Source organism: Pseudomonas sp. B111, from assembly GCF_026428275.1.
GTDB classification, from domain to species: domain Bacteria; phylum Pseudomonadota; class Gammaproteobacteria; order Pseudomonadales; family Pseudomonadaceae; genus Pseudomonas; species Pseudomonas aeruginosa.
Genome location: NZ_CP097857.1, coordinates 506,144 through 521,376, shown reverse-complemented (window position 1 = coordinate 521,376; position 15,233 = coordinate 506,144). Strand labels below are relative to the sequence as shown.

At 64.9% G+C, this 15,233-nt stretch carries 18 protein-coding genes; all 18 read right to left on the bottom strand.

What is annotated here, in order from left to right; all coding sequences use genetic code 11:
* Window positions 1-34: 34 nt before the first annotated feature.
* The 18 genes from bamB to trmJ all read right to left on the bottom strand — a co-directional run bounded on the left by bamB (window position 35) and on the right by trmJ (window position 15,129).
* A complete protein-coding gene (bamB, locus tag M6E97_RS02435; protein ID WP_003092789.1) occupies window positions 35-1,177 on the bottom strand; it encodes an outer membrane protein assembly factor BamB in 1,143 nt (380 codons plus the stop codon).
* Window position 1,178: 1 nt separating this feature from the next.
* Window positions 1,179-1,823: a YfgM family protein gene (locus tag M6E97_RS02430; protein ID WP_003109782.1), complete on the bottom strand. Its 645-nt coding sequence runs from the start codon at window positions 1,821-1,823 to the stop codon at window positions 1,179-1,181.
* Window positions 1,824-1,849: 26 nt separating this feature from the next.
* Complete coding sequence (gene hisS / locus M6E97_RS02425) at window positions 1,850-3,139, bottom strand: histidine--tRNA ligase (RefSeq protein WP_003092797.1); 1,290 nt, start codon at window positions 3,137-3,139, stop codon at window positions 1,850-1,852.
* Window positions 3,140-3,157: 18 nt separating this feature from the next.
* Window positions 3,158-4,273: a flavodoxin-dependent (E)-4-hydroxy-3-methylbut-2-enyl-diphosphate synthase gene (gene ispG, locus M6E97_RS02420; RefSeq protein WP_003092800.1), complete on the bottom strand. Its 1,116-nt coding sequence runs from the start codon at window positions 4,271-4,273 to the stop codon at window positions 3,158-3,160.
* Entirely contained in the window at window positions 4,270-5,313 is a 1,044-nt protein-coding gene (locus M6E97_RS02415; RefSeq protein ID WP_015502427.1) for a RodZ domain-containing protein, read from the bottom strand. The genes ispG and M6E97_RS02415 overlap by 4 nt, the downstream gene beginning before the upstream one ends.
* Window positions 5,310-6,068, bottom strand: coding sequence for a type 4a pilus biogenesis protein PilF (gene pilF, locus M6E97_RS02410; protein ID WP_003092804.1), 759 nt, complete (start codon window positions 6,066-6,068; stop codon window positions 5,310-5,312). Before pilF ends, M6E97_RS02415 begins: the two co-directional genes overlap by 4 nt.
* 17 nt (window positions 6,069-6,085) lie before the next feature.
* On the bottom strand, window positions 6,086-7,225 hold the full coding sequence (gene rlmN, locus M6E97_RS02405) for a 23S rRNA (adenine(2503)-C(2))-methyltransferase RlmN (protein WP_003092809.1): 1,140 nt from the start codon (window positions 7,223-7,225) through the stop codon (window positions 6,086-6,088).
* A gap of 24 nt (window positions 7,226-7,249) precedes the next feature.
* Window positions 7,250-7,681 carry a nucleoside-diphosphate kinase gene (ndk, locus tag M6E97_RS02400; RefSeq protein ID WP_003092811.1) on the bottom strand — a complete coding sequence of 144 codons (432 nt, stop codon included), beginning with the start codon at window positions 7,679-7,681 and terminating at the stop codon, window positions 7,250-7,252.
* Between the two features lie 243 nt (window positions 7,682-7,924).
* Window positions 7,925-8,125, bottom strand: coding sequence for a Fe-S cluster assembly protein IscX (gene iscX / locus M6E97_RS02395; protein WP_003092814.1), 201 nt, complete (start codon window positions 8,123-8,125; stop codon window positions 7,925-7,927).
* 25 nt (window positions 8,126-8,150) lie between these two features.
* The gene (gene fdx / locus M6E97_RS02390) at window positions 8,151-8,489 is read right to left on the bottom strand and encodes an ISC system 2Fe-2S type ferredoxin (RefSeq protein WP_003092818.1); all 339 of its coding nucleotides are present in this window, start codon (window positions 8,487-8,489) and stop codon (window positions 8,151-8,153) included.
* Window positions 8,490-8,495: 6 nt separating this feature from the next.
* Window positions 8,496-10,355, bottom strand: coding sequence for a Fe-S protein assembly chaperone HscA (gene hscA, locus M6E97_RS02385; RefSeq protein WP_003092822.1), 1,860 nt, complete (start codon window positions 10,353-10,355; stop codon window positions 8,496-8,498).
* Between the two features lie 42 nt (window positions 10,356-10,397).
* Complete coding sequence (gene hscB, locus M6E97_RS02380; RefSeq protein ID WP_003092824.1) at window positions 10,398-10,919, bottom strand: co-chaperone HscB; 522 nt, start codon at window positions 10,917-10,919, stop codon at window positions 10,398-10,400.
* 7 nt (window positions 10,920-10,926) lie between these two features.
* The gene (iscA, locus tag M6E97_RS02375) at window positions 10,927-11,250 is read right to left on the bottom strand and encodes an iron-sulfur cluster assembly protein IscA (protein ID WP_003100617.1); all 324 of its coding nucleotides are present in this window, start codon (window positions 11,248-11,250) and stop codon (window positions 10,927-10,929) included.
* 27 nt (window positions 11,251-11,277) lie between these two features.
* Window positions 11,278-11,664: a Fe-S cluster assembly scaffold IscU gene (gene iscU, locus M6E97_RS02370; RefSeq protein WP_003092829.1), complete on the bottom strand. Its 387-nt coding sequence runs from the start codon at window positions 11,662-11,664 to the stop codon at window positions 11,278-11,280.
* Between the two features lie 35 nt (window positions 11,665-11,699).
* The gene (locus M6E97_RS02365; RefSeq protein ID WP_003092832.1) at window positions 11,700-12,914 is read right to left on the bottom strand and encodes an IscS subfamily cysteine desulfurase; all 1,215 of its coding nucleotides are present in this window, start codon (window positions 12,912-12,914) and stop codon (window positions 11,700-11,702) included.
* Between the two features lie 29 nt (window positions 12,915-12,943).
* On the bottom strand, window positions 12,944-13,435 hold the full coding sequence (iscR, locus tag M6E97_RS02360) for a Fe-S cluster assembly transcriptional regulator IscR (RefSeq protein WP_003092836.1): 492 nt from the start codon (window positions 13,433-13,435) through the stop codon (window positions 12,944-12,946).
* Between the two features lie 144 nt (window positions 13,436-13,579).
* Window positions 13,580-14,356, bottom strand: a complete 777-nt coding sequence (gene cysE / locus M6E97_RS02355; RefSeq protein WP_003092839.1) for a serine O-acetyltransferase — start codon at window positions 14,354-14,356, stop codon at window positions 13,580-13,582.
* Entirely contained in the window at window positions 14,356-15,129 is a 774-nt protein-coding gene (gene trmJ / locus M6E97_RS02350; protein ID WP_003092842.1) for a tRNA (cytosine(32)/uridine(32)-2'-O)-methyltransferase TrmJ, read from the bottom strand. The genes cysE and trmJ overlap by 1 nt, the downstream gene beginning before the upstream one ends.
* Window positions 15,130-15,233 lie beyond the last annotated feature (104 nt).

The following is a 15,233-nucleotide window of genomic DNA, read 5'->3' as shown; positions in this document are numbered from 1 at the left end:
TCGGACGGCAGCGGCCGGACACTTGAAACCCAGTCTAGCGGATGGTGTAGGCGACGAGCTTGCCACCGTTGCCGAACACGTACATCCAGCTCCCGACCACCAGCGGACGAACCCGCACGCCATCGCTGTCGACCCGCTCGCGACCGACGAAGCGACCGTCCACCTGGCTCAGCAGGTGCACGTAGCCTTCCAGGTCGCCGACCACCACGTTGCTGGAGAACACCGCCGGAGCCGACAGTTGGCGACGCGCCAGGGCGTCGTTGTTCCACAGCGAAGAGGCGCCGCGCGAATCCAGGCCTTCCACCGAACCGCTGGCCTGGCTGACGTAGATATTGCCGAAGCCTTCGGCGACGCCGACGTAGCTCGACGCTTCGCGCTGCCAGAGCAGGCGGCCGCTGTTCACGTCCAGCGCCGCGGCACGGCCCTGGTAGCTGACCACGTAGAGGGTGTCGCCGGACAGCAGGAGGCCGCCGTCGATGTCCACCACGCGATCCAGTTCGGAACGCCCCTGGGGAATCGCTACCCGCTGCTCCCAGATCGGCAGGCCGCGCTGTACGTCGACCGCCACCACCTTGCCGCTGGCCAGGCCAGCCAGGGCCATGTTGCCGGCGATCAGCGGCGCGCCGGTGCCGCGCAGGGTCAGCACCGGCACGGTGCTTTCGTAGATCCAGCGCTGGTCGCCGCTGGCCGCATCGAGGCCGATCAGCTTGTCGTCCTGGGTCTGCACCACCACCACGTCGCCGTTGGTGGCCGGCGCCGACAGCACTTCGCTGTTGACTCGCTTGGTCCACTTCTTCTTGCCGGTGGCTTCGTCGAGGGCGATCACGTCACCGCGCAGGGTACCCACCAGCACCAGGCCGTAGCCAACGCCGACACCGCCGGAAACCGGACGTTCCAGGTCCTTCTTCCAGAGCACGTCGCCGGTCTCGCGCTGGATCGCCATCACCCGCCCTTCGGCGGACGCGGCGTAGATGGTGGAACCATCGACGGCCGGTTCGAGCAGGTTGTACAGGTCGCCCTGGCCATCACCGACCGAGCGGCTCCACTGCTTGCTCAACACGACTTCCTCTTTGAAGTCGGTCAGTTCGGCGGGCGGGAGTTCCTTCTTGCTGTTGCTGCTGCAACCCACGACCGCCAGGGCCAGGGCGAGCAGCGCCGCGTGTTTCCATTGCACCATCTCAGGCCTCTCCCTTGGACAGGTCGTCGAGCTTGATCTGCAGGGCATCGCCGGCACCGTCTTCGGGCAGCGACTGCTTGGCTTTCTCGTAGGCCGCGCGGGCCTCGTCGGTGCGCTTGAGCTGCACCAGCAGGTCGCCCTTGAGCTCCTCGCGGGTCGAGACGTAGGCCTTGTCGGCATCGCCTTCGAGCAGCTTCAGGCCTTCCTCGACCTTGCCCTGGGCCGCCAGGACCCGGGCCAGGCGCTGCCGCGCCAGTTCGCCGAGGGTGGCGTCGGCCGGCTTGTCCATGACCGCCTTCAGCTCGGCAACGGCGTCATCCAGCTTGCCGCTGTCGACCGCGACCTTGGCCACGAACAGGCTGCCGTACTGGGCATAATGGGTGCCGCCGAACTCGCTCTTCAGCTTGCCGGCCAGCTCCGCCACCTTCGCTGGATCCGGCTGGCCGGCCGGATTCAGCGCGGTTTCGATCAGTTGCTGGTAGACGATCGAGGCGCCCTGCGCCTGGTTGGTCTGGTACTTCTGCCAGGCCTGCCAGCCGAATACCACTGCCAGCGCGAGGATGCCGCCGGTGACCAGGGGCTTGCCGTTGCGCTGCCACCAGTCCTTGATCTGCGCCAGGTCTTCGTCTTCGGTACGCGATGTCACCCCAATCACTCCTATTCTTTATGTTCTCAAGCCTGTGCCAGACAGGCTGCCAGGTGCTCGGGCAGAGCATCCCAGGCAATGCTTTGTTGCTCGCCCTCGTCACGCAGGGGCTTGAAACCTACCACGCGATTGGCCACCTCGTCCTCCCCGAGGATCAGGGCAAAGCGCGCGCCGCTCTTGTCGGCCTTCTTGAACTGGCTCTTGAAGCTGCCGGCGCCGGCGTTGACCAGCAGGCGTATGCCGGGAATGGCGCTGCGCAACTGTTCGGCCAGGGTCAGGGCGGCCAGCTCGGCCGGTTCGCCGAAGGCGCAGACGTAGAGGTCGGCCGGACGGTTCAGTTCGGCGGGGATCACCCCCAAGGTTTCCAGCAGCAGCACCAGGCGTTCCACGCCCATGGCGAAACCGACGCCCGGGGTCGGCTTGCCGCCGAACTGGCTGACCAGCCCGTCGTAGCGGCCACCGCCGCAAACGGTGCCCTGGGCGCCAAGCTTGTCGGTGACCCACTCGAAAGCCGTGCGGCAGTAATAGTCCAGGCCGCGCACCAGCTTCTGGTTGATTTCGTAGCGCAGTCCGACAGCATCCAGGCGGGCCTTGAGACCCTCGAAGTGGGCGATCGATTCTTCGTCGAGATAGTCGTGCAGGGTCGGCGCGCCGACCAGCAACGCCTGGGTGCTCTCCACCTTGCTGTCGAGGATTCGCAGCGGATTGGTGGTCATGCGCCGCTGGCTGTCTTCGTCGAGTTGCTCGAAGCGCTCCTGCAGATAGGCCACCAGGGCCTCGCGATAGCGTGCGCGGGCCTCGCTGGAGCCGAGGGTGTTGAGCTGCAGGGTCACCGCGTCGGCCATGCCGAGCTTCTGCCACAGGCGCCAGGTGAGGATGATCAACTCGGCGTCGATGTCCGGACCGGGCAGGTTGAAGACTTCCACGCCGATCTGGTGGAACTGCCGGTAGCGACCTTTCTGCGGTTTCTCGTAACGGAACATCGGCCCGGTGTACCAGAGCTTCTGCACCTGGCCACCGCCGCTCAGGCCGTGCTCCAGCACGGCGCGCACGCAACCGGCGGTACCTTCCGGACGCATGGTCAGGGATTCGCCGTTGCGGTCGAGGAAGGTGTACATCTCCTTGTCGACCACGTCGGTGCCTTCGCCGATGCCGCGGGCGAAGAGTTCGGTGAACTCGAGGATGGGCAGGCGGATCTCGCTGTAGCCGTAGCCGTCCAGCAGGCCGGCGAAGGTGCGTTCCAGATAGCGCCAGGCCGGAGTCTGCTCCGGCAGGATGTCGTTCATGCCACGAATGGCTTGCAGGGACTTGCTCACGTAGGGTCCTTAAACGGGTCAGCCGCGGGCGATCAGGCTCGCATCGGCTTCGGCCTTCTCGGCCGCCTTCTGGCGGATCAGCCGTTCCAGCTCGTCCACCAGGTTGTCGTTGGTCAGTTTCTGCGACGGCTTGCCGTCGATATACACCAGGTTCGGAGTGCCGCCGGTGAGGCCGACATGGGCCTCCTTGGCTTCGCCCGGACCGTTGACGACGCAACCGATCACGGCCACGTCCATCGGTACCAGCAGGTCCTCCAGGCGCCCTTCCAGCTCGTTCATGGTCTTCACCACGTCGAAGTTCTGCCGCGAACAGCTCGGGCAGGCGATGAAGTTGATGCCACGGGAGCGCAGGTGCAGGGACTTGAGGATGTCGAAACCGACCTTGATCTCCTCGACCGGATCGGCAGCCAGGGAAATCCGGATGGTGTCGCCGATTCCCTCGGCCAGGAGCATGCCCAGCCCCACCGCCGACTTCACCGTGCCGGAGCGCAGGCCGCCGGCCTCGGTGATGCCCAGGTGCAGGGGCTGCTCGATCTGCCTGGCCAGCAGGCGATAGGCGGCGACGGCCATGAAGACGTCGGAGGCCTTGACGCTGACCTTGAAGTTCTGGAAGTCCAGCTTGTCGAGATGATCGACGTGGCGCATGGCCGATTCGAGCAGGGCTTCCGGGGTCGGTTCGCCGTATTTCTTCTGCAGGTCCTTTTCCAGCGAACCGGCATTGACGCCGATACGGATCGGGATGTTGCGCTCGCGCGCGGCGTCGACCACGGCCTTGACCCGGTCCTCGCGACCGATGTTGCCCGGATTGATGCGCAGGCAGTCCACTCCCAGCTCGGCGACGCGCAGGGCGATGCGATAGTCGAAGTGGATGTCGGCGACCAGCGGCACGTTGACCTGCTGCTTGATCTTGCCGAACGCCTCGGCGGCGTCCATGTCGGGGACGGAAACCCGCACGATGTCCGCGCCGGCATCTTCCAGGCGGCGGATCTGCGCGACGGTGGCAGCGACGTCGCAGGTCTCGGTGTTGGTCATGCTCTGCACGGCGATCGGCGCATCGCCGCCCACCGGAACGTTGCCGACCCAGATTTTCCGAGACTTGCGGCGAATGATCGGAGAAGCGCTATGAATGCTCATTGTCCTACCTTCAGACGGGCCGTTTCGCCGCGGACGAAGGGGGTCACGTCCACCGGCTGGCCGTTGTAGCTGACCTGGGCGCCGCGAGCGAAACCGAGGCGCAGCTCCAGCGGGGCCTTGCCGGCCAGTTCCAGGCTGTCGCCCTTGCGCTTCAGCGCGCTGACCAGGACCTTGCCGTTGGCGTCGGTGACCTGGGTCCAGCAATCGGCGACGAACTGTACCTTGACCACCCCCTGGCCCTCGCCGGCCACCACGGGCGCGGCGGCAGGTTCGCTCGGCGCTGGCGGGGCGGCCGGACTGGCCGTCGCCGGAACGGCTGGAGCAGTACCGGGAGCGGGAGCCGTGCCGGCAGGCGCGGCGGTAACGGGCTGCTGGGGCGCGGCGGGGGTGCCCTGGGCCGGAGCGGCGGGAACCTGCGCGCCCTCGCTCGCCACCGGCGGCGAACCCTCGGCCTGGGCGGCGACTTCCGGAGAAACCTCGGCGGGCGCTTGCTCGCCTTCCTTCTGCGCTTCGATCACCGCCTGGTCTTCAGGCTCGTCCAGGGTATGGATCTCGGTGGTGCCGTCGGCGCTTTCCACTTCGACATGCTCGAGGCTCAGACCGGCGGTTTCCGGCGTGCGCGCGGAATGCTCCTGCCACCAGAAGTAGCCGAAGCCGATCAGCAGGGCGAGCAGTAACAGACTGACGATACGCAGCACGTTGCGCGACAGGCGCACCGGCTCGGCGACCCGTCCCAGGCTCTGTACGGTGCTGCCGCTGGCATTGGTGCCGGTGAAATGGTCGAAGCTGTTGACCAGCTCGGCCTGGTCGAGGCCCATGAGCTTGGCGTAGGCGCGGATGTAGCCGCGCGAGAAGGTGTGCCCCGGCAGCTTGTCGAAAGCGCCGTTTTCCAGCTGACGCAGCGAATTCTCGGTCAGGTTCAGTTGCCCGGCCACCTGCGACAACGACAAGCCCTTCTGCTCGCGCGCCTGGCGCAGGGTTTCCCCGGGGTTCTGACGGGAAGCGGTGGCTACGACTTCGGGCTGCGGCGCTTTCATCATTTTTCCGCCTGGAATTCCTGATATTCGGGAGAGCCTGGGTACAGGCGTTTCAACTGCAGGCCATAGCTGGCGGCCGTGTCGCGGTCCTCGAAGACCTTCGCGAGACGAATGCCCAGCAACAGGCTGCGGGCGTTCTGCCCGCCGCCCTGGGCAAAGAGATCATAGTACTGGCGAGCCGGCACGTACTCGCGCTCCTTGTAGAGCAGGTCGGCCATCTCCAGCGCGACGCTGGGCTGGTTACGGTTCAGACGCAGGGATTTCTCGAAGTACTCCTTGGCCTGGGCCGGTTTCTTCATTTGCAGCGAAACCAGGCCGAGGTTCTCGAAGACCCGCGAGCGCTCGGGATAGAGGGTGTCCTGGCTGGCCTCCAGGAGACGCTGGTAGGCCTCCTCGTAGCGCTTCTGCTCGTAGAGGAAACCGCCGTAGTTGTTCAGTACCCGGGCATTGCGGCTATCGCTGGCGAGCGCCTTGCGGTACTCCTCGTCGGCCAGCTTGGGCTCCATCTCGGTCTGGAACACCACCGCCAGCGCGGCATGCGCGTCGGCGCTGGAAGGGTCGATCTCGAGGGCCTTGCGCAGCGGCACCTTGGCCTGCTCGGTGTTCCCCCGCTGGAGATAGCCGAGGCCGAGCTGGATATAGGCATCGCGCGCCTCGTCACGGCCCTTGTCGGTTTTCAGGGGATTCTGATCTCCGCTCGTCACGCAGCCTGTCAGCCCAACTGCCAACAGGAACACCAGCGCGGCGCGTACAGTCATCGGAACCCTCCTCTCACTCAATTTCGATTCGCCGCCGACTCGGACTCGGCCAGTTGGCGCACGGCAATATAACGTTCGCTCCGGCGGGTACGATCCATGACCTGGCCGACCAGCTGGCCACAGGCTGCGTCGATGTCGTCGCCGCGGGTGGTACGCACGGTCACGTTGAAGCCGCCCTTGTGCAACATGTCCTGGAAACGCCGGATGGCATTGTTGCTCGGGCGCTCGTAGCCGGAGTGCGGGAATGGATTAAACGGAATCAGGTTGATCTTGCAAGGCGTGTCTTTCAGCAATGCGATCATCTGCTCAGCATGCTCGGGCTGATCGTTGACATCCTTGAGCAGGGTGTACTCGACGGTCAGCACGCGCTTCTCGCCGAGCCGGGAAATATACCGGCGGCAGGCATCCAGCAGCATGCCCAGCGGATACTTCTTGTTGATCGGCACCAGCTTGTTGCGCAACTCGTCGTTCGGTGCGTGCAGCGACAGGGCCAGGGACACGTCGATCACCTCGCCGAGCTTGTCGATCATCGGCACCACGCCGGAGGTGGACAGGGTCACCTTGCGCTTGGAAATACCGTAGCCGAGGTCGTCCATCATGATGTTCATGGCGGCGACCACGTTGTCGAAGTTCAGCAGCGGCTCGCCCATGCCCATCATCACGACATTGGTGATGGCGCGGTCGATCTTGGCCGGAACGGTACCGAACGACTTGTTGGCGATCCACACCTGGCCGATCACCTCGGCGGCGGTGAGGTCGCTGTTGAAACCCTGCTTGCCGGTGGAGCAGAAACTGCAATCCAGGGCGCAGCCCGCCTGGGAGGACACGCACAGGGTGCCGCGTCCGCCCTGGGGGATGTACACGGTCTCGACGCAACTGCCGGACGCCACCCGGACCACCCACTTGCGGGTGCCGTCGGCGGAGATGTCCTGGCTGACGATCTCGGGACCGCGTATCTCGGCTGAGGCCTTGAGCTTTTCGCGCAAGGCCTTGCCGACGTTGGTCATGGCGTCGAAATCGTCGACGCCAAAGTGGTGAATCCACTTCATGACCTGGCCGGCCCGGAAACGCTTCTCGCCGATGGACTCGAAGAACTGTTCCAGCTGCGGCTGGGTCAGGCCCAGCAGGTTCACCTTGCCGGCGGTGGTCGTTGTCATGGCTTCACCCTCACCCACGCTCGATCAGCGAATGCGCTCGCAGACTTCGGTAGCCGCGAAGAAGTAGGCGATCTCGCGAGCGGCGGAAGCTTCGGAATCGGAACCGTGGACGGCGTTCTCGTCGATGGAGACGGCGAAGTCGGCGCGGATGGTACCGGCGTCGGCTTTCTTCGGATCGGTGGCGCCCATCAGCTCGCGGTTCTTGGCGATGGCGTCCTCGCCTTCCAGGACCTGGACTACAACCGGACCGGAAGTCATGAAGGAAACCAGGTCCTTGAAGAACGGACGCTCTTTGTGCTCGGCATAGAAGCCGCCGGCTTCACGCTCGGACAGCTGAACCATTTTAGCGGCGACGACGCGCAGGCCGGCTTTCTCGAAGCGGGTCAGGATTTCGCCGATCACGTTCTTGGAAACGGCGTCCGGCTTGATGATGGACAGGGTGCGTTGCAGTGCCATTGGTAAAACTCCGAAACAAGGTTGTCTAGCATGGGCGGCCCCGCCAGCGGGGCGGGACGCCGTGATTCGTTCAGGACGCTGACGAAAACGGCCCGAAAGGGCCGGAATCAGCGTGGCTGCGCCTGGCATCGGGCCCGGCGCGCCTAGCCTGGAATGCGCCCGCGGGCGATTTCAGGCCTTACCTAAAATAAAACCCGCGAATTATACGCGGGTTCCCGGCAAATGCGTAGGGCGGGCCTATGGCTAGTCCCGTTCCTCGATCCAGGCGGCCTGGATGGCCTCCAGGACTTTCTCCCCGCTACGCTGAGGATCGTCGGAGAACTCTGGAAGTTCCACCACCCAGCGCCGCAGATCGACGAAGTTGACGTATCGCGGATCGACCTCCGGCTTGCTTTCGTCGAGCTGGATGGCGATTTCCAGCACATCGGTCCATTTCAGGCTCATTGCACGCTCCTCTCTACCGCCGGGCTCAGTGGCCTTCCGACACCTGGTTGATGGTGTACTTGGGAATCTCGACCACCAGGTCTTCGTCGGCCACCACTGCCTGGCAGGATAGCCGCGAATCGGGCTCCAGACCCCAGGCCTTGTCCAGCATGTCGTCTTCGAGTTCGTCGGACGGCTCCATGGAGTCGAGGCCTTCGCGGACGATTACGTGGCAGGTCGTGCAGGCGCAGGATTTCTCACAGGCATGCTCGATCTCGATGCCATTGCGCAACGCGGCATCCAGTATGGTTTCGCCGGGCTTCGCCTCGAATACCGCCCCCTCGGGGCAGTGGTCGGCATGGGGCAGAATCACGATCTGCGGCATCTTCGCTTATTCCTCGATTTCGTTGAGCCGGCGGCCGGAGAGCGCGGCCTTGACGGTCGCGTCCATCCGCCGTGCGGCGAAAGCGTCGGTCACCTGGGACAGGCGCTTGATCTGGTTCTCGATGGCCGCGGTGTCGCTACCACCGGCCAGTTCACGCAAGGTGTCCATCTGCGCCGCGATGGCCAGGCGCTCCTCTTCGTCCAGGAGCCGCTCGCCGTCGACGTCCAGCGCCGACTGCACGGCCTCCAGCAGCCGCTGCGCCTCGACCTGCTGTTCGCGCAGGGCGCGGGCAGCCTTGTCGTCGCCGGCGTAGTCGAAGGAGTCCTTGAGCATCCGCGCGATCTCGCCGTCGGTCAGCCCATAGGACGGCTTGACCTGGATGCTGGCCTCGACGCCGGAACTCAGTTCGCGTGCGGACACGCCGAGCAAGCCGTCGGCGTCGACCTGGAAGGTCACCCGGATTTTCGCCGCGCCCGCCACCATCGGCGGAATGCCGCGCAGCTCGAAGCGCGCCAGCGAACGACAATCCTTCACCAGCTCGCGCTCGCCCTGCAGCACGTGGATCATCATGGCCGTCTGGCCGTCCTTGTAGGTGGTGAACTCCTGGGCGCGCGCCACCGGGATGGTGGTATTGCGCGGAATCACCTTCTCCATCAGCCCGCCCATGGTTTCCAGGCCGAGCGACAGCGGAATGACGTCCAGCAGCAGCAATTCCTCGCCGCGCTTGTTGCCGGCCAGGGCATCGGCCTGGATGGCCGCGCCGATGGCGACCACCTGGTCCGGATCGATATCGGTCAGCGGCTCGCAGCCGAACAACTCGCCAACCGCCGTGCGCACACGGGGCACGCGGGTCGAGCCACCGACCATCACCACAGAGCGGATTTCTTCCAGATCGACACCGGAGTCGCGCACCGCTCGGCGGCAGGACTTCAGGCTGCGAGCGACGAACGGCTCGATCAACTCGTCGAGCGTCGCCCGGCTCAGCTCGCCGCTCCAGTCGCCATAGGCGACCCGGACCGACGCCTCATCGGTAAGACGCTCCTTGGCCGCACAGGCGATTTGCAGCAACTGCCGCTGGCTGCCCGGGTCCAGATCGGCAGAAAGGCCAGCCTGCTCGATCACCCAGCCAGCGATGGCATGGTCGAAGTCGTCGCCGCCCAGGGCCGTATCGCCGCCGGTGGCCAGGACTTCGAAGACACCGCGGGTCAGGCGCAGGATGGAAATGTCGAAGGTTCCACCACCCAGGTCATAGATGGCCACCAAGCCTTCCGCGCCCTTGTCCAGGCCGTAGGCCACGGCGGCGGCGGTCGGCTCGTTGAGCAGGCGCAGGACGTTCAGCCCTGCCAGGCGCGCGGCATCCTTGGTAGCCTGGCGCTGGGCGTCGTCGAAATAAGCCGGCACAGTGATCACCGCACCCACCAGCTCGCCACCGAGGGTGGTTTCGGCGCGCTGGCGCAGCTCACGCAGGATGTCCGCCGAGACTTCCACAGGACTCTTCAGCCCCTGTACGGTCTCGATGAAGGGCATGTGCGACTCGCCCTGGCGGAAGCGGTAGGGCAATTGCTCGCCCAGTTGCTTGACGTCCTCCAGGCCGCGCCCCATCAGACGCTTGACCGAAATGATGGTATTGAAGGGATCCTTCGCGGCGGCCGCGCGGGCGCTCTCACCCACTTCCGCCCGCTCGGCGTGATAACGCACCGCGGAAGGCAGGATCAGGCGCCCCTGCGCATCCGGCAAGGGCTCGGCGACGCCGCTACGCACCGCGGCGACCAGCGAATTGGTGGTACCCAGGTCGATCCCAACCGCCAGGCGACGCTCATGGGGCTTGGGACTCTGACCGGGCTCGGCGATCTGCAGTAGGGCCATGCTCTGTCTTAACTATGGGGTGCGACCCGGGGGCCGCAGGGATTAATCGTCGAGTCGCTCTTCCAGCTGGCGCACTTCCTGCGCGAGCTTGTCGAGGAACTGCATGCGACGGACCAGGCGTTCGGCCTCTTCGCGGCGCTGCGCATCGTCCCAGCACGCGGCGAACTCGCGCTCCAGCTCGGCCTGGGCGGCCTTGAGCCGACGCTTGAAGGTCGCCACGCCGGCCAGGTCGGCGCTGTCCTGCAACTCCTCCAGTTCCTCGCGCAGCTGCATCTGCTGCAGGAGAAACTCCGGATCCTGCACCGTAGCCTCCAAGGGCAACTCGTGACCACTCAGGGTCAACAGGTACAGGGCCCGGCGCGGAGCGCTCTTCAGGGTCTGGTAGGCCTCGTTCAGTTGCGCCGCGCGCTCCAGGGCGAGACGCTGCTCGCGCTCGGGAGCGTCGGCGAAACGGTCAGGATGGACGCTGCGCACCAACTCGCGATAGCGCTGGCCGAGCTCGTCGAGATCGACCAGGAAAGCCGGTTGCAGGTCGAACTGGGCGAAATGACAGGGTTTACCCACGCCGGCCTCAGACGTTGAAGCTTTCGCCGCAGCCGCATTCGCCACGAACGTTGGGATTGTTGAACTTGAAGCCTTCGTTGAGCCCTTCGCGAGTGAAGTCCAGCTCGGTGCCATCGAGATAGACCAGGCTTTTCGGGTCGATGATGACCTTCACGCCATGGCTCTCGAAGACCAGGTCCTCGGCCGCCAGTTCATCGACGAATTCGAGGACATAGGCAAGCCCGGAACAGCCAGTGGTGCGCACGCCAAGACGGATACCCTCGCCCTTGCCGCGCCCCTCGAGGGAGCGCTGCACGTGTTTGGCGGCGGCTTCGGTCATGCTGATGGCCATTGCAACTCCTTACTCGTCACGAGCGGCTTAGAGCAAACCCTTCTTCTGCTTGTAGTCGCGAACGGCGGCCTTGATGGCGTCTTCGGCGAGAACGGAGCAGTGGATCTTCACCGGCGGCAGGGCCAGCTCTTCGGCGATGGTGGTGTTCTTGATGGTTTCCGCCTCGTCCAGGGTCTTGCCCTTCATCCACTCGGTGGCGAGGGAGCTGGAGGCGATCGCGGAACCGCAACCGTAGGTCTTGAACTTGGCGTCTTCGATCACGCCCTGCTCGTTGACCTTGATCTGCAGGCGCATCACGTCGCCGCAGGCCGGCGCGCCGACCATGCCGGTGCCGACGTTGGGATCGGCAGCGTCGAGCTTGCCGACGTTGCGCGGGTTTTCGTAGTGGTCGATGACCTTTTCGCTATATGCCATGGCTAATCCTCACGTTTTTCCGGGGCACGAGGCGCTCAGTGCGCCTGCCATTCGACCTGGGACAGGTCGACGCCCTCTTTGTACATATCCCACAGCGGCGACAGTTCGCGCAGCTTGGAAACGGCCTCGACCACCTTCTTCGCGGCATAGTCGATCTCTTCCTCGGTGGTGAAGCGACCGAAGGTGAAGCGGATGGAGCTATGCGCCAGTTCGTCGTTGCGGCCCAGGGCGCGCAATACGTAGGACGGTTCCAGGGACGCCGAGGTACAGGCCGAACCGGAGGAGACCGCGAGGTCCTTGAGCGCCATGATCAGCGACTCGCCCTCGACGTAGTTGAAGCTGACGTTGAGGTTGTGCGGGACGCGGGAGGTCATGCTGCCGTTGATGTAGAGCTCTTCCAGGCCATCGATCTGCGCGAAGAAGCGGTCGCGGAGCGCCAGCACGCGGGCGTTCTCCTGGGCCATTTCTTCCTTGGCGATGCGGAACGCCTCGCCCATGCCGACGATCTGGTGGGTGGCCAGGGTGCCGGAGCGCATGCCGCGCTCGTGGCCGCCGCCGTGCATCTGGCCCTCGATGCGGACGCGCGGCTTGCGCCGGACATAAAGCGCGCCAATGCCTTTCGGGCCGTAGGTCTTGTGCGCGGAGAAGGACATCAGGTCGACCTTGAGCTTGTCCAGGTCGATCTCGACCTTGCCGGTCGACTGTGCGGCGTCGACGTGGAACAGCACGCCGCGGGAGCGGGTCAGCTCGCCGATGGCGGCGATGTCGTTGACGGTGCCGATCTCGTTGTTCACGTGCATGACCGAGACCAGGATGGTGTCGTCACGCAGCGCCGCCTCGACCAGTGCCGGAGTGATCAGGCCATCTTCGCCCGGCTCCAGGTAGGTCACTTCGAAACCTTCGCGCTCCAGTTGGCGGCAGGTGTCGAGGACCGCCTTGTGCTCGATCTTCGAGGTGATGATGTGCTTGCCCTTGCCCGAGTAGAAGTGCGCGACGCCCTTGATCGCCAGGTTGTCGGACTCGGTGGCGCCGGAGGTCCAGACGATCTCGCGGGGATCGGCGTTGACCAGTTCGGCCACCTGGCGACGGGCGTTCTCCACGGCCTCCTCGGCTTTCCAGCCGAACACGTGGGAACGCGAAGCCGGGTTGCCGAAGTTGCCGTCCATCAGCAGGCATTCGCTCATTTTCTGGGCGACGCGGGGATCGACGGGAGTGGTCGCGGAGTAATCGAGGTAGATCGGCAATTTCATCAGGTAACTCCTACAGGCTGGCGCCCTGCTCAGTCGATGGCGGACGCTTCAATCTTGTCGAGACGAGGCGTCTTGCCTGAGCAACGGCGTTCGTCCTGGCGCAGCGCGACCTCCTGGACCTCCTGGCGGCTGACCAGATCGGCCAGGCTGATGCCGCTGAGGAACTCATGGATCTGCAAACTGAGGTCGCACCACAGGTGGTGGGTCAGACAGGTATCGCCGGAGTGGCAATCGCCCTGCCCCTGGCAGCGGGTCGCGTCGACGGATTCGTTGACCGCGTCGATCACCTGCGCCACATGGATGCCCGACATATGGCGGGACAGCTGGTAGCCGCCGCCCGGGCCGCGCACGCTGGTCACCAGGTTGCCACGGCGCAACTTGGCGAACAGCTGTTCGAGATAGGACAGGGAAATGCCTTGGCGTTCGGAGATATCGGCCAGCGAGACCGGACCTTGCTGAGCATGCAGCGCCAGGTCGAGCATGGCGGTTACGGCGTAGCGGCCTTTGGTGGTCAGACGCATGGGCTTTTCCCATCGGGATCATTCGGGGTTGACGCGGATTATGCTCTTATCCGAGTAATTAGGTCAACTATAAGACCGATCAAATTACTCAGGATTAGGCAAATTCAGGGCGCTACATGCTAGCAGAAAGCCGCCGGCCGCGCATTACGCGGCCGGATTGCCATCCTCATCCTTGACCCCGGCGAAATCCTCCTCGCGCAATACCGGCAGATCCTTCGCGCAGTAGTCGCTCCCCAGGGCGGTGAGCGCCTGGCACATGCCCTCGAGCCGGCCGTCGACGGCCTGCAGGTGATCGAGCAACTGACCAATGGCACGCGCCACCGGGTCCGGCATGTCCTGGCTGACTCCGTAGGCATCGAAGCCGAGTTTCTCCGCCATCGCCTGGCGCTTGGCCTGCTGCTCGGTATCCTCGCGCATGATGATCCGCCCGGGAATGCCGACCACGGTGGCACCCGGCGGGACTTCCTTGGTCACCACGGCATTGGAGCCGACCTTGGCGCCCTCGCCGACGGTGAACGGGCCGAGCACCTTGGCACCGGCACCGACCACCACGTTGTTGCCGAGGGTGGGGTGGCGCTTGCCCTTGTTCCAGGTGGTACCGCCCAGGGTGACGCCCTGGTAGAGGGTGACGTCGTCGCCGATCTCGGCGGTTTCGCCGATGACGATGCCCATGCCGTGGTCGATGAAGAAGCGCCGGCCGATCCTGGCCCCCGGGTGGATCTCGATGCCGGTCATCCAGCGGCCGAAATTGGACACCAGGCGCGCCAGCCACTTCCAGCCGGACGTCCACAAGCCGTGGGCCAGCCGATGCAGCCAGACGGCGTGCAGGCCCGGATAACAGGTGAGGACCTCGAGTGCGTTGCGAGCCGCCGGATCACGGTGGAATACGCTTTGGATATCTTCACGCACACGTTCGAACATCAGTCGTCACTCCGCTTGTAGGACAGGCCTCGGGCCACCTTCTGGGTTTCGGTCAGGATCCCGCGCAGGATATTCATTTCCAGCTTGCTGATCGCGCTGCGCCCATACAGGCGCCGCAACCGCGACATCAGGTGGCGCGGCTTCTCCGGATCGAGGAAGCCGATATCGATCAGCGTCCTCTCCAGATGCGCGTAATAGAGTTCCAGCTCGTCGGCCGTCACCAGCTCGGTGTTGAGCATCGAGGTGGACTCGAACTTTTCCATCTTGGTCGGCTTGCCCTGGGCCGCCAGCCACGCCATGCGCACCTCGTAGGTGAGCACCTGGACCGCGGCCGCCAGGTTCAGCGAGCCGAACTCGGGATCTGAGGGGATATGCACATGGAACTGGCAGCGCTGCAATTCTTCGTTGGTCAAACCCGCATATTCGCGCCCGAATACCAGGGCCACCTCGCCATTCGCCTCCAGGTGCTCCAGGCAGGTCGTCGCGCACTCGCGCGGATCCAGCAGCGGCCAGGGAATCCGCCGGTCGCGGGCGCTGGTGCCGAGCACCACGCTGCAGCCGCTCAGGGCCTCTTCCAGGGTGTCCACCACCCTTGCGGCGTCGAGGATGTCGGTGGCGCCGGAAGCCCGCGCCACCGCGTCGCCGTGGGGAAAGCTTTCCGGCTGCACCAGCACCAGTTGCGACAGGCCCATGTTCTTCATGGCACGGGCCGCCCCGCCGATGTTGCCGGGATGACTGGTGTTGACCAACACCACACGAATACGGTCGAGCAACGCCGATGCTCTCCAACGCCAAGTTACTGAAGGGTGTGAAATCCTACAGCAGAGGTCAGCTTTATACCATGCGGCCGACAGGTCGCCCTTCAAACGCCATCGGT

Coding starts and splice junctions, on each gene's coding strand:
- bamB (WP_003092789.1), bottom strand. CDS start 1,177: ATGGTGCAATGGAAACACGCGGCGCTGCTCGCCCTGGCCCTGGCGGTC.
- iscU (WP_003092829.1), bottom strand. CDS start 11,664: ATGGCATATAGCGAAAAGGTCATCGACCACTACGAAAACCCGCGCAAC.
- rlmN (WP_003092809.1), bottom strand. CDS start 7,225: ATGACAACGACCACCGCCGGCAAGGTGAACCTGCTGGGCCTGACCCAG.
- ispG (WP_003092800.1), bottom strand. CDS start 4,273: ATGAGCATTCATAGCGCTTCTCCGATCATTCGCCGCAAGTCTCGGAAA.
- hscA (WP_003092822.1), bottom strand. CDS start 10,355: ATGGCCCTACTGCAGATCGCCGAGCCCGGTCAGAGTCCCAAGCCCCAT.
- iscA (WP_003100617.1), bottom strand. CDS start 11,250: ATGGCCATCAGCATGACCGAAGCCGCCGCCAAACACGTGCAGCGCTCC.
- iscX (WP_003092814.1), bottom strand. CDS start 8,125: ATGAGCCTGAAATGGACCGATGTGCTGGAAATCGCCATCCAGCTCGAC.
- pilF (WP_003092804.1), bottom strand. CDS start 6,068: ATGACTGTACGCGCCGCGCTGGTGTTCCTGTTGGCAGTTGGGCTGACA.
- iscR (WP_003092836.1), bottom strand. CDS start 13,435: ATGCGTCTGACCACCAAAGGCCGCTACGCCGTAACCGCCATGCTCGAC.
- M6E97_RS02365 (WP_003092832.1), bottom strand. CDS start 12,914: ATGAAATTGCCGATCTACCTCGATTACTCCGCGACCACTCCCGTCGAT.
- fdx (WP_003092818.1), bottom strand. CDS start 8,489: ATGCCGCAGATCGTGATTCTGCCCCATGCCGACCACTGCCCCGAGGGG.
- M6E97_RS02415 (WP_015502427.1), bottom strand. CDS start 5,313: ATGATGAAAGCGCCGCAGCCCGAAGTCGTAGCCACCGCTTCCCGTCAG.
- cysE (WP_003092839.1), bottom strand. CDS start 14,356: ATGTTCGAACGTGTGCGTGAAGATATCCAAAGCGTATTCCACCGTGAT.
- ndk (WP_003092811.1), bottom strand. CDS start 7,681: ATGGCACTGCAACGCACCCTGTCCATCATCAAGCCGGACGCCGTTTCC.